This is a genomic window from Roseibium sp., assembly GCF_965229775.1.
GTDB lineage: Bacteria > Pseudomonadota > Alphaproteobacteria > Rhizobiales > Stappiaceae > Roseibium.
This window is the reverse complement of the sequence record NZ_OZ245929.1, coordinates 6,235,279-6,248,666: the sequence shown is the minus strand read 5'-3', so window position 1 is coordinate 6,248,666 and position 13,388 is coordinate 6,235,279. Positions and strand designations below refer to the sequence as shown.

The window sequence follows — 13,388 nt, the reverse complement described above, 5'->3', positions numbered from 1 at the left end:
AGGGGCAGATGGCAATCTGGTCGGATCTTGGCGCGATCCTGAGCGCTTTAGCATCACAAGACAGTTGGGAAATCCGCAACGCACTAAAATCGGAAGCTGCCTGGGTCATGGGCGCCTTTGTGACGTTGGCCGGCGGCCTGCTCATTGTTCTCATCTACCGGCTCGTGCCCTTTCTCGACCGGCATCTGGAGCGCACCATCATGGTGTGGAGCTATCTGGCGATTGCCTTCATCATCTTCTGGGGTGTGATCGACCGGTTCGTGTTTGCAAACCAGCAACCCTGGTCCACCACCATTCCGCCGCTGCTGTTCATGATCATGACATGGTTCGGAGCGGCCTTTAACGTGCGCCTGCGCACGCATCTCAGTTTCTCCGAATTCAGATCGGTGATGCCGCGATGGGGACAGATGGCGTGCCTCTGTCTCGATGCCGTCCTCTGGTTCATCTTCGCCGTGATCGTTCTGGTGACGACCCTCAGGCTGACGGCGCTGTCCGCCTCGAATTTCCAGATCGTGCTGGGGACCGACAACGTGATGCAGTGGTGGTTCCTGCTCACCGCGCCGCTGTCCTTCCTGCTGCTTGCGGCCAGGGTGCTTGAAAACCTCTTCGACGACATCCGCAACTGGCGCACAAACCAGCCGCTGATCAAGCAGGCCGTGATCGGGGAGGACACCTGATGACCGATGCAACCTGGGTAACCCTGATTTCCATTGGCGTCACGATCCTGTTCATGATCGGCGTCCCGGTTCTGCTTGTCATCGCCTACTGGGTGATCGGCTGTTCCTTCGTGCTTGGCCTGACGCTCGACAATCTCGGCGCGGAGCTTCTGAACGTTTTCAACAAGGGCTTCGCGCTCTTGGCGATGCCGCTTTTCATCCTGACCGGTGACCTTATCAACCGTTCCGGCATTGCCCGACGATTATCGGATTTCGCCTATGCCGTTCTTGGCTGGCTCAGGGGCGGGCTGGCGATGGCCTCGCTCGGCGCCTGCGGGCTGTTCGCGGCGATCTCGGGATCGAATTCCGCGACGACCGCGACCATCGGGTCGATGCTTCATCCGGAAATGGTCAAGGGCGGCTATGACGAGCGCTTCTCGGCTGCAACGGCCGCGGCCGGTGGCACGGTCGGGATCATCATTCCGCCGTCGATCATCTTCATTGTCTACGGCTTCCTGATGAACCTGCCGATCTCCGATCTGTTTGTCGCGGGCATCATCCCCGGTTCGCTGATGGTCATCGGCATGCAGGTGGCCTGCTGGATCATCTGCCGCCTGAACGGGTGGGGGTTCCTGATCCCGTTCCACCTGAACCGGATCCTGAAAACCGCCTTCGGCGCCTGGCTCGGCTTTTTTGCCATCGGGCTGGTCCTGTGGGGCATCTACACGGGCAAGTTCTCGCCGACCGAAGCGGCTGGCGTGACCGTCGGCTTCTGCATGCTGGCCGGTTTCGTCAGCTACCCGCTCAACAAGATCCTCGGCAAACGCGGCGATCGGCCGGTTGCCGAAAAGAGCTACGCGGAGATGTTCGTGGTTCAGGGCTTCACGGTCAGGGAGGTTCCGTCCATCGTGATCCGCTCGGCCCAGATCACGGGGATCCTCGCACCGCTCATCGCCATCTCGGTCGTGATGCAGCAGATCCTGTCGCTTCTGGGCGCGCAGGCGACGATCGGCGATTTCGTGACATCGATGGGCGGCTACCATGCCGTTCTGTTCACATCGATGATCATCGTGTTCGTGTCGGGCATGGTTCTGGAGAGCCTTCCGGTCACGATCATCCTGGCGCCGATCCTGGCTCCGATCGCGGCATCGGTCGGGGTGGATCCCATCCACTTCTCCGTGATCTTCCTTGTCGGTGCATCCATCGGTTTCATTACGCCGCCTTACGGGCTCAACCTTTATGTGGCGTCCGGCGTCACGGGAGTTCCCTATTTCCGGTTACTTCGCTATACGGTGCCTTACCTAGTCGCCCTGATCAGTGTCTGGATCGTCGTGTCCCTGACCCCTGAACTGGCGTTGATGCTGCTGCCGAACCGATGATTGCCGAAGATGTCAGACGACCACGAAACAGAAGAAGCAGGAAAAATACCGACGAACCTGCGTTTGCTGGTCATTCTGGAGGAGGTCGCGAGAGCCGGGGTTCCGGTCGCTCCCTCGACGCTTTGCGAGCTGGTCGGATTGCCGAAGCCGACCGTTCACCGGCTGCTTCATACCGCCGAAACCGAGGGGTTTCTGCAACGCAGCCTTGACGGGCGGTCCTATGGTCCGGGAAAACGGATGCGAAAGCTGTCGACGAACACGCTGTCGTCGCAGCGCATCCGGACGGAGCGCCTCCGGGTGATGCGGGATCTTGCGTCGGATGTGGGCGAGACCTGCAACCTGGCGGCACCCGGCCGTGACGGCATGGTTTATCTGGACCGCGTCGAGACGCATTGGCCCCTGCGCATTCAGCTGCCGATCGGAACGCAGGTGCCGTTTCACAGCACCGCCAGCGGCAAGATGTATCTTTCGACACTGCCGGGTTCGGTTCTCGACCGGCTCCTGTCATCGGTGGAGCTGGAGCGGCGGACCGAGCAGACGCTGGTCGACCCCGACGCGCTGAAACGCGAACTGGCGGAGACGAAGACGCGCGGATTTTCGGTCGACAACGAGGAATTCATGGACGGCATGACGGCCGTTGCCGTTGCGATCCGAGACGACAGGGGGCGCCTGATGACGACATTGTCGATTCATGCGCCGAGACAGCGGCACAACATCGAAAGCCTGATCACCCAGTTGCCGAAGCTTCAGGATGCCGCATCAAGGCTCGAACAGATCGTGCTGGAGTAAACGGTCCGAGTCTTCCGCGCATGTCGTGTTGCCTCTTTAACTAGAAGGCGGTCTAGCGTTCCGACTCATTGATTCCGACTTAGTCGATACGTGTCACTTGCCAAACAATTGACGGAATGCGGACATCGCCAATGACTTCGCGTGTTCCGTCAGCGACATCCGACAAAGTGAGAATCCTGCCAAGTGCGGACGTCCATTCAAGCCGCAGCGAAGGTCGGCATTGAGCCCTACTTGGACGCTATGTCAAGGCACTTTGGACAATCGGATTGATTATGTCGGGTCTGGTCATCGCCGCCATATGGCCACCGTGATCAATCTGCTTATAGTGCCATTCAGGAACCTGCTTTTCCATCAGCTCGATTATCTCACGAATGGACCTGACGGTATCTCTTGCTGACACGACTGTAGTATCACTGGGCAAATCCCGCTGCCACTCCGAGAATGACACAATCTCATTCATCACAGCATCCCATTCATGGAAGTTTGGAATTAACGCGCGCGCAAATTTGGCTTTGCGATCGTCAGTCATTGCATCCCAACTCCCTGGACCTGTCCAATAATTCGCGAATAATTCAGCGGCGGCTTCCCAGGTCCCAGATTTCCCGTTGGACTTGATCGCATCCCGCAAGATGATTGCTTCCCCGTAAGCCTCAGAGCGCCCTGATTTTTCCAGAAGGTAAAATGGATTAGGTTCAATGAGGACCAAGCGGCGGACTCTTTTTTTGAACATTGCGGCCGCCATCATTGCAACGCTGCCACCGAATGAGTGTCCAACAATCGAAATTTTGTCGGCTCCTCCGGGCACAAACGGTTCGATTAGCCTTGCCTGGTCTGTCAATCTTTGTGTGCCATCAACTTCCCACGCGGGGGTATCGCCATAGCCAAATAGGTTTATTGCAATGACATGGAAATCGTTAGCTAGCGTCTCCATCAGGCGTCGCCACTGTTTGGCACCTGCAACACTTGAGTGAATAAGAATTACTTTTTCGCCAGTTCCTGCTTCGATGAAATCCGTGTCTTCAATTTTCATTGTCCGCCTCCCAGCTGTACCATCACCTAAATTTAGCATGCGGCTGGTGAACACGGAAAATGGCGGGATTCCGGCAAACGCTCAGTGACAACTAGGTCCGCACTGCCGCCATTGGTTTCCGGTGCAGCGAATGACCTGAACCCGCCCTTCATGTAGCGTGCTCTCCCTCCTCATCCCGTCCGGACCTCCGGGTTGATCATGTGGATCGGGGCGCCTGCATTGTAGGCGTTGATCTGGTCGAAGATGTCGGAGAATTGCAGGTCGAATTCGTCTTCGGTGACATAGCCGATATGGGGTGTCGGCAGGACGTTTTTGTGGGTGAGCAGGATGTTGCCGGTCGGCGGTTCTTTTTCATAAACATCGACCGCCGCATAAGTCCGTCCCCTGGCGAATGGCTACACTGCGCAATTGAGCCGACCGCTGGTCAGGCTAACACAACCCGCTTCCTTGGATCAGGGATAAAGAAGTAGGCGCCGACCGCCAAGCTCAACACGCCTGCCATGGTCGCGAAGGAGAACCATCCGCCATATGTTTGTGTCATCCAGGCGAAGATGAAGGGGGACGAGGCGTTCACACCCATCTGAACGAACGAAATCCATCCCAGTCGAGCGCCATACCCCTTCTGGCCAAACAGCGCGAGGGGGAGCGTGCCTCTGGCAATGGTCTTGATCCCATCCCCCATGCCGTAAAGAGCCGCCGCGAGAATGATCCCTGGCACTGAGAAACCAACCGTAAGCAACACGCCGAAGCCAGCCAGCATCAAACCCATCGACAATGCATAGGTCGTTAACGGGTAGAGGTTGCGGCTGACCACCATTTCAAGGAAACGACCTATTGTTTTGAAAGGACCAATGATGGCCCCTGCCAACGCCGCCAGGGCCGCCGTGTGGCCAAGATCCTGGACATTTGTCACCCAAAGCGTCATCACGGCCCCCATCAGATAGCCGGAACATACAAAGGAGATGATCATCCAGATCATACCTTTGCGGCGGTCTGAACCCCTCAGTTGCGGCCAGTCCTGCTGCGCATTTTTAGCCACCGTCTCAGGATCACGCTGAGGTCCAGCCAACGCAAAGAAATGAATTGGTACGCAAACCAACAAGACCATGGCGCCTAGCACCATCCAAGTCACCTGCCAGCCCAAAGCCGTTTCCAAAGCCAGTGTCAGGGGCCAGAAGATTGTGGAGGCAACACCGCCGAACAAGGTGATGATGGAGATTGCCTGTGCGGGACGCACCGAGCTCTCCAACCGTGCGATTGAGGCGAAGGCGACATTGTAGAGCACAAACATGCCCGCGCCTTCAGCAATCAGGATGAACACAAAGAGGCTAACAGGCCCCTTTGTCCAAGCCATAGCCACCACAGCCAGGCCTGCCAGGATAGAACCACCCGTCATCACCCAACGCCCGCCATAGCGGTCCACGAGGTGTCCGGCGAGCGGTGAAACAAGCCCGCCGAAGAACAGGCCGAGCGACAGGATTCCAAAGACAGTCGAAAGGGATAGCCCGAGATCATCTGCCATCCGGGGAAGGAGAATGGCATAAGCATACATCAGCGCGCCGTACCCGATGATCTGTGTGGCCCCTAAGCCCACAATCGGGGCATAAAGGCGAAAAAGCTCGTTCATTTTTATCGCATTTTTCATTTCGAACGAGCTGCTCCAAGCTGCCTTGCCCTTGTTCCTGCCGAGCGGAGACACCATACAAAACCAACAGTGAGATGAAGGGTAAGCATTTGCAAACAACCAATAGGTCCGGACCTTCAAAGCAGGCGTGATGATAGAGTTCGCAGGCTCCGGCGGGTATCAGGCGAGTGCTGAAGCTCCTGGTGGTCAACCTGACTTTCGTGGGCGCAAAATGTGCCAACGTCGTCCGGCTCGGGCAACACATTTTTCAGGCAGGTTTAGGCGCGCTCGCGAATAATATCTCAACTACCTCTTTCAACCCTTCAGAGTTCAACACAAATGACCCCTTATCCGATCTCCTTGAACGATGTACGTGCGGCCAGTATAGCCCTCCAGGGTGTTGTTGTTCGAACACCCATGCTTGAGAACGCCGATGTGAACAAAAAGCTCGGCGGGCGATTGCTTCTCAAAGCTGAAAACATGCAACGCACGGGCGCGTTCAAAATACGTGGCGCCTATCACCGGCTCCTCGGTTTGTCCGAACAAGAAAAATCCCGAGGGGCGGTTTCCTATTCTTCCGGAAACCACGCACTTGGATTGGCGAGAGCGTGCCAGATGATGCGCACATCAGCGGTCATCGTCATGCCGTCAGATGCACCCGTTGCCAAACAGGCGGCTGTGCACGCCATGGGCGCAGAAATCGTCACCTATGATCGGGACACCCAAAACAGTGCTGATGTGGTGCAGCAGATCATACTGGAATCTGGCAGGGTCGAAGTGCCGCCGAGCGCGCATCCTCAAATTCTTGCTGGCGCTGGCACGGCTGCACTGGAATTGCTGCAGGATGCCGGGGGAGCGTTGGACGCTGTAGTGATACCCTGCGGCGGCGGCGGCTTAACAGCAGCAACAGCGGTCGTGATGGCAGAAGCGTCTCCAGACACAAAGGTCTATGCGGCTGAACCTGAGCTTTTTGACGACACGCGCCGCTCGTTGATTGAAGGGCAACGGGTACCCAATCCAAAAGGAAGACGCACCATTTGTGATTCCATAATGACACCGATTCCGGGCGAGATGACCTTTGATATCAATCGACGCCTGTTGGCTGGCGGAGTGACTGCGACCGATGATGAAGCGCGCCAAGCCATGCGATTTGCGTTTGAATACTTCAAAACCGTCATAGAACCGGGCGCCGCCGTCGGTCTTGCCGCCGTTTTGAATGGTCAAATACCGATTAAGGAAAAAACGGTTGGGATCATGATCACCGGCGGTAACATTGATGCAGTTCGGTTTTCCGATCTTGTTAATACAACAGCGTAAGCGCCGGTCACCGCACCCTATTCTACTTTGCTAGAGCGCGTTAAGCGGCACCTTGAGCGCTGGGATGATCAGCTTTGGCATGGCCAGTTTGCATCACGCTCGGTCCGGAAGTTCACGAATTCTTCCCGGCTTTAGCGACCGCGCTGTTTGGCAGCCACTTAGCCATCGCACTGCGATAACCGGAACGTTGAAACGCCGCGAGCTAAATCCGGATCTATATAAACGCGTAGGTAAAAACCAGGCGGACACTCTTTTCTTCCAATCAAACGGCAGGTTTGTCCGCACTGTGGGCATTCGTGGACCAGCTCCGAATGTCGCCTTGGGGCCATTTTTTGGATCAATCAACGATACCGGACCCTAATCGGCAGCATACCGTTTCTCGAGATCGTCGTAGAAATCCTTGTGGACTGATTTCTGGCGGACTTCGAAGCTTGCGACGAGGTCGCCTTCATCCATGCGGCCGTCCGACTTCAGCACTGCCAGAGCGTCATGCATGCCCTTGAGGGCTCCCTGTAGCGCCACGTTGGCGTAGAGCACCAGTCCGAAACCCATGTTGTCGAGGTCGGAGAAATCCAGGATCGGCGTCTTGCCGCCCACGACAAGGTTGATGAGCTGCGGAGTGCCGGAGAGCCTTTCGGGGATCGCGCGTATGTTCTCAAGGTTGCGCGGTGCTTCGATGAAGGTGATGTCCGCGCCGTCTTCGATGAAGGCTTCGGCGCGTTCGATCGCGGCGTCGAAGCCATGTGTTGCGCAGGCGTCCGTACGTGCGACGATCTGGAAGTTCGGGTCGATGCGGGCGTCGGCGGCGGCCTTGATCCGGCTGCGCGCCTCAGCGAGGTCAACCACGTCCTTGCCCGAAAAATGCCCGCAGCGTTTCGGATTGACCTGATCCTCCAGCTGGATGGCGCTGGCCCCGGCGCGCTCAAGGGTGCGCACCGTGTGGGTGACGTTGAGCGCATTGCCGAAGCCGGTGTCCGCATCGACAACGATCGGAAGGCTGGTGACGTTGCGGATGGCCGACGTGTGCTGCGCGATTTCTGGCAGCGAAATGAACCCGAGGTCGGGCATTCCAAGATAAGTGTTGGTGAGACCCGCGCCGGAGATATAGACCGCTTTGAACCCGAGCCCGTCGATGACCCGAGCGGCCAGGGCATTGGCTGCCCCCGGCATCAGCACGGCGCCGCCGCGCGCGAGGCGTTCCCGAAACGCCTTGTTGATTTCGTGGTTCATCATCTTTGCGAACTCCGGTTGGGTTGCCTTGTGCCATGACTAAGCCCCGGCCTTTCAATTGGCAAGCAGCGCCGGGGGGCGTTCTGTCAGGCGAAACGGTCAGTCTGCCGTCATGAGGCTCTTGGCGAGGCTCTCAAGGAGGGGGATGGCGCTGGCGCGCGCGTCTTCGTCGAACCGGGTGGCGAGGCCCGAAACCGTGAGCGCTCCGGTAAGCTCGCCGGTGCTTTTGAAAACCGGTGTTGAGACGGACGAGATGTTGGGATTGGTCTGACCCGCTGTGCTGACCGTGCCGTTCCTGTTGAAGAGACCGAGATCGCCGACATCGTCGCCCGAGAAGTGACGCAGCACCAGGCCGGACGCACCGGTCGAGAGCTTCAGCCGCATGCCTTCCTCGACATGGAAGCGAAGCAGGTTTGGAGAATTTTCCCTGTATAAACAGACGCGTTCATTGCCGACACGCACGTAAAACGAAGCCGTTTCGCCGGTCGCTTCGGCCAGGATCCGAAGCGAGGGAGCGACATGTTCCCGCCTGGTGAAATCCCGCCGGAAGATCAGGCCGAGACGCCAGACGCTCGGACCGACACTGTAACGGCCGTCGTCGTCGCGCTGAATGAACCCGTAGATCTGCATCGAATTCGTCAGGCGCAGGATCGTGCTCTTGTACAGGCCTGTCTCCTCGGCGATCTCCGCCAGGGTCATGGTGGGATTCTGTGTCGAAAAGGCGTTGAGGATGGAGAGTGCCCTTTCCACGGATTCGGTGCGATTTGCGGCCATAAGCGTTCTGTCAGGTGAAACGATGTGAGATGCACCTTGCTGCAATCCCCACAGACTGTCTAGGGTCAGGACCCGTTAATTTGTATGAATTGGTAGGGGTGAATTTGTTCGGATACGAGGCGCAAAGCTGCAGGAAACCGTCCGGTTTCCATAGATTTGCAACGATGTTGCCGGGCAAATTCATCCTATCCCTGCGGGACGCAAAAACGGCTTCGATCTGTTACGTCAAACCGCTCAACCGGGCAGGAAGCCCGCTTGTCGCGCTTTTCCTTTCAGCTCATCGCCGTTTGCTGCGCCAATTCAAACAAATTAATGAGTCCTGACCCTAACCTTGCATCAACCGAGGAGAGGCAAAGTGCGTACCCATCCGATCGCAAATTCATCATTTCAGGCGGCAGACTACAGGGGCATTCTGGGTGACAGATACCGGAGCCTGCCGTATTCCCTGCGGCTCCTGGCCGAAAACGCCGCGCGTCATTCGCCAGAGGGCGCGGCGGCGCTCGAGGTGCTTGCGCGCAATGGCGAGGCGGTGCCTTTCCGGCCGGCAAGGCTGTTGCTGCATGACATGCTGGGCATCCCGGCGCTGATCGACATCATGGCGATGCGCAACCTGCTGGAAGAGCAGGGCGGTGATCCGCTCAGCGTTGACATGAGCCTGCCAGTCGACCTTGTGATCGACCACTCCATGTCGATCAACCACTGGGCGGACAGGTTCGCCCTGCAAAAGAACATGGACCGTGAATTCGAGGTCAACCGCGAACGCTTCGCCTTCCTGAAAGCATGCGAAACCCGGTTCCCGCGCCTGCGCGTCATGCCGCCGGGCGGAGGCATCTGCCACCAGGTGAACCTTGAATATCTCGGACAGACCGTGTTGCCCTCAAACGAAGACCCGGGACTTCTCATTCCAGATTCCTGTCTGGGAACGGACAGCCACACGCCGATGATCAACGCGCTCGGCATCATGGGGTGGGGCGTCGGCGGGCTAGAAGCCGAGGCCGTGCTGTTCGGCGAGACCACGCCCGTCAACGTTCCGCGCGTGATCGGACTCGAGATCAGCGGCGCGCCGTCGGACGACATCATGGCGACCGATATCGCGCTGGTGATCGCGGAACGGCTGCGCGCGCTCGGTGTCGTCGACACGTTCGTCGAGCTCTTCGGTCCCGGATACGGAACGCTCAGCGTCGCGGACCGCGCGACCATCGCAAACATGGCGCCCGAATACGGATCGACGATGGTGTTCTGTCCGGTCGACGAGCGCACGACGGCCTATCTGCGTGACACGGGGCGCGGTGAGGCGGCCGGCAACACGGAGATCTACTGCAAGGCGCAGGACCTGTGGGTCACGGGCGCTGATCCGGCGATCGAATATGACGAGGTGGTCCAGCTGGATCTCGGCAGCATCGGCCGGTCGGTCGCCGGCCCCTCGCGTCCCGAGCAGCGTATCGATCTGGCGAAGGCCAGCGACCGGCTGAGACTTGAGGGGGAAACCGTCCGGCGTGTCGACGTACCGGACAAGGAGCACGACATCGGCGACGGCGACGTGATCATTGCCGCGATCACGAGCTGTACCAACACGGCCAATCCCCGCAACATGGTCACGGCGGCCCTGATGGCACGCAATGCCGTTGCCCGCGGCCTGAAGGTCCCGCCTCACGTGAAGACATCGCTCGCACCCGGTTCCAGGGTGGTTGCCGGATATCTTGAAAAGAGCGGGCTGCAGACCTCGCTGGACGCGCTCGGGTTCGAAGTGGCCGCGTTTTCCTGTTCGACCTGCAACGGCATGTCCGGGCCGCTGGATCCGGCGCATGAAACCGCCATCAAGGAAAACGATATCAAGGGGATCGCGGTTCTGTCGGGCAACCGGAACTTTGCAGGGCGCATCCATCCGCTTGCCTCCCGCAACATGATCGCTTCGCCGCCGCTCGTGGTCGCCTATGCGCTGATGGGGACGATCCTCAAGGACATCACGACGGAACCGCTGGGTACCGACCAGAATGGCAATCCGGTGATGCTGTCGGATCTCTGGCCGAGCGCGGATGAAGTGACGGAGATCGTCAAGACCTTCGTGACACCGGAGGAATTCAGCACGAATTACGCTGCGATCAGCGACGTGAACACGCACTGGAATGCCCTTGAGGCCGGGCAGGGGACCTATGAATGGGTGCCGTCCAGCTATATCTCGTTTCCGCCCTTCGTGCGCGAGATCGACGCCAAGACGCCGCCCCTCAGCAACCTGAAAGGATTGCGGCCGCTGGTCATACTCGGCGACAGCGTCACCACGGACCACATATCGCCCTCCGGGATCATCACGCCGGAATCGGAAGCCGGACAGTTCCTGCAGAAGCTCGGCGTCTCGCCGCGCGACTTCAATTCCTTCGGCACCCGGCGCGGCTGTTCGGATGTCGTGGTGCGCTCGACCTATGCCAATTACAGGCTGCGCAACGAGATGACGCCGGACAAGGAAGGGTCCTGGACCCGGATCGAGCCCGAGGGCAATGTCGCCTCGATCTACAAGGCGATCGAGACCTATCTCGAGCGGGCGCAGAAACTCGTCGTGATCGGGGGCAAGGAGTATGGCTGCGGATCGTCACGCGACACGGCGGCGAAAGCGCCATGGCTCGCCGGCGTCCGGGCTGTGATCGTGGAGAGCTTCGAACGCATCCACCGGTCCAATCTGGTCAACATGGGGATCGCGCCGCTCTGTTTCCCGAAAGGCGTCACACGGCACACGCTTGGCCTGGACGGCAGCGAGACCTATGACATCGACTTCGATGCGGACCTGACAGGCGCCATGCTGACGGTGCACCGCAAGGACGGCAGCTACGACATGACACCGCTGGATCTGCGTCTCTACAATGACGGTGAACGCGCAACCTTTGCCGAGGGCGGTCTCCTGCCGCGCGCGTTCCGCAACTTCCTTCAAGGAGCAGCCTGATGCCGAACCGCTTGCGTGCCGCCTTCTATCGCGGCGGAACATCCAAGGCGGTCGTTTTCAACGGCAAGGACCTGCCGGGCGGCCAGGCCGTCCGGGACCGGATCTTCCTGCATGTGCTCGGCAGCCCCGACGCCTATGGCCGTCAGCTGAACGGGATGGGCGGCGGACTGTCGTCGCTGTCCAAGGTGGTGATCGTCAAACCGTCCGATCGTGACGATGCCGATGTCGACTACACGTTCGTGCAGATCGCGGTCGACGAGCCATTGGCGGATTACGGATCGGCCTGCGGCAACATGGCGAGCTGTGTCGGTCCCTTCGCCGTCGATGAGGGCATGATCGATCTCGAGCCCGCGCAGACCGGTGCGCTTGTCCGGATCTATGACACGAATACCAGGCGCATCTACCACAGCCGGTTCCCGGTCGCGGACGGCAAGGCCGTCGAAGAGGGCGATGTTTCCATACCGGGTGTTTCGGGGACCGGTGCTCCGGTCGTTCTGGAGTTCCTGACACCGGGCGGTGCTGCCACAGGAAGACTTCTGCCAACGGGCAATGCGGTCGACACGTTGACGGTCGAAGGACTTGGACCGATCAGGGCCTCGCTCATCGATGCCGCTAATCCCGTCGTCTATGTGCGTGCGGCAGATCTCGGCAAGACGGCAACGGAACAGCCGGGCGTCCTTGACGGTGACAAGGACCTGATGTCGCGCATCGAGGCTGTCCGCCGGGCGGGAGCCGTCGCGATGGGCATGGCGGTGACGCCGGACGAGGTGAAACGCTCCAATCCCAAGGTGGCCATGCTCGGGCGGGCATCACAGTTCACCTCGCTTGACGGCGTACGCCATGACACGGCGTCCCATGACCTCAACGTGCGTCTCGTCTCGATGGGCAATTTCCACCGGGCCATCACGCTGACCGGCGGCATGTGCACGGCGGTTGCGGCACAGGTGCCCGGTTCCCTGGTTCAGGAAACTGCCGGGATCGAGGGCAAGGATCTTCGGGTTGGAACCCCGTCGGGCGTCCTGATGGTCACGGCCAATGTGCGTCGCGGCGCCGACGGACCGGAGGCGCTGAGCGCAGGGACATTCCGGACACAGCGGCGCCTCATGGAGGGGGCGGTGCTTTATCCTGCCAAACTGCTGGAGGAACCCTCGTGAACACGACCGTGACCTTTCATCCGACATGCGACCTCAACGATGCCCATCCGGACAAGGTGCGCCTCGTGCAGTTGCCGTTTCTCGATTTCGGCCGGAAACGTTTCTTTTCCGGAAGGATCCGGACAGCGGTGATGGTCGAGGACACCAAGCTTGTGCAGGAAGAGCTGTTCTCGGCCAAGGGCGATGGCGGGGTGATCGTGCTGGACGGCGGCGGCTCGATGCGCACGGCTCTGCTCGGCGACAGGATGGCCGACCGGCTCATCAACAACGGCTGGGCCGGGATCGTGATCAACGGCGCTGTCCGGGATGCGCAAATGCTGGCGGGTCTCGATCTTGGCATCAAGGCGCTTGGAACCAGCCCCGTCAGATCCGCAAAGGCGGGCACGGGTGCAATTGATGTGCCCGTTGCCTTCGGGAGCGTTCTCATCGAGCCGGGCATGTTCATCTATTGCGACGCCGACGGGGTGCTTGTCACCGACGAACCGCTAGCCATTTAGGTC

11 protein-coding genes are annotated in these 13,388 nt (G+C 59.3%); 7 read left to right on the top strand and 4 right to left on the bottom strand.

What is annotated here, in order from left to right; genetic code table 11:
* The first annotated feature begins 8 nt into the window (after positions 1-8).
* From ACO07N_RS28475 to ACO07N_RS28465, 3 genes are read left to right on the top strand one after another with little or no spacing between them, the layout of a single operon-like run.
* Positions 9-677 carry a TRAP transporter small permease gene (locus ACO07N_RS28475; RefSeq protein ID WP_421984232.1) on the top strand — a complete coding sequence of 223 codons (669 nt, stop codon included), beginning with the start codon at positions 9-11 and terminating at the stop codon, positions 675-677.
* Positions 677-2,035 (top strand): TRAP transporter large permease, encoded by a 1,359-nt coding sequence (locus ACO07N_RS28470; protein ID WP_421984231.1) that lies wholly within the window; start codon positions 677-679, stop codon positions 2,033-2,035. Before ACO07N_RS28475 ends, ACO07N_RS28470 begins: the two co-directional genes overlap by 1 nt.
* 9 nt (positions 2,036-2,044) lie before the next feature.
* Complete coding sequence (locus ACO07N_RS28465; protein ID WP_421984230.1) at positions 2,045-2,824, top strand: IclR family transcriptional regulator; 780 nt, start codon at positions 2,045-2,047, stop codon at positions 2,822-2,824.
* A 238-nt stretch (positions 2,825-3,062) separates the two neighbouring features.
* Here ACO07N_RS28465 and ACO07N_RS28460 read toward each other — a convergent pair whose 3' ends face one another.
* Both ACO07N_RS28460 and ACO07N_RS28455 read right to left on the bottom strand, forming a co-directional pair.
* On the bottom strand, positions 3,063-3,854 hold the full coding sequence (locus ACO07N_RS28460; protein ID WP_421984229.1) for an alpha/beta fold hydrolase: 792 nt from the start codon (positions 3,852-3,854) through the stop codon (positions 3,063-3,065).
* A 424-nt stretch (positions 3,855-4,278) separates the two neighbouring features.
* Positions 4,279-5,499 (bottom strand): MFS transporter, encoded by a 1,221-nt coding sequence (locus ACO07N_RS28455; protein ID WP_421984228.1) that lies wholly within the window; start codon positions 5,497-5,499, stop codon positions 4,279-4,281.
* A gap of 318 nt (positions 5,500-5,817) precedes the next feature.
* Here ACO07N_RS28455 and ACO07N_RS28450 point away from each other — a divergent pair, with 318 nt between their 5' ends.
* Positions 5,818-6,795 carry a threonine ammonia-lyase gene (locus tag ACO07N_RS28450; RefSeq protein ID WP_421984227.1) on the top strand — a complete coding sequence of 326 codons (978 nt, stop codon included), beginning with the start codon at positions 5,818-5,820 and terminating at the stop codon, positions 6,793-6,795.
* 357 nt (positions 6,796-7,152) lie between these two features.
* Here the strand turns inward: ACO07N_RS28450 and ACO07N_RS28445 are convergent, their stop codons facing one another.
* Together ACO07N_RS28445 and ACO07N_RS28440 are read right to left on the bottom strand one after the other, a co-directional pair.
* Positions 7,153-8,028, bottom strand: a complete 876-nt coding sequence (locus ACO07N_RS28445; RefSeq protein ID WP_421984226.1) for an isocitrate lyase/PEP mutase family protein — start codon at positions 8,026-8,028, stop codon at positions 7,153-7,155.
* Positions 8,029-8,124: 96 nt separating this feature from the next.
* On the bottom strand, positions 8,125-8,799 hold the full coding sequence (locus ACO07N_RS28440; RefSeq protein WP_421984225.1) for an IclR family transcriptional regulator: 675 nt from the start codon (positions 8,797-8,799) through the stop codon (positions 8,125-8,127).
* A gap of 355 nt (positions 8,800-9,154) precedes the next feature.
* Here ACO07N_RS28440 and acnA point away from each other — a divergent pair, with 355 nt between their 5' ends.
* From acnA to rraA, 3 genes are read left to right on the top strand one after another with little or no spacing between them, the layout of a single operon-like run.
* Positions 9,155-11,734, top strand: a complete 2,580-nt coding sequence (acnA, locus tag ACO07N_RS28435) for an aconitate hydratase AcnA (protein ID WP_421984224.1) — start codon at positions 9,155-9,157, stop codon at positions 11,732-11,734.
* Positions 11,734-12,888 carry a 2-methylaconitate cis-trans isomerase PrpF family protein gene (locus ACO07N_RS28430; RefSeq protein WP_421984223.1) on the top strand — a complete coding sequence of 385 codons (1,155 nt, stop codon included), beginning with the start codon at positions 11,734-11,736 and terminating at the stop codon, positions 12,886-12,888. Before acnA ends, ACO07N_RS28430 begins: the two co-directional genes overlap by 1 nt.
* Positions 12,885-13,385, top strand: coding sequence for a ribonuclease E activity regulator RraA (rraA, locus tag ACO07N_RS28425; RefSeq protein ID WP_421984222.1), 501 nt, complete (start codon positions 12,885-12,887; stop codon positions 13,383-13,385). The genes ACO07N_RS28430 and rraA overlap by 4 nt, the downstream gene beginning before the upstream one ends.
* Positions 13,386-13,388: the final 3 nt, after the last annotated feature.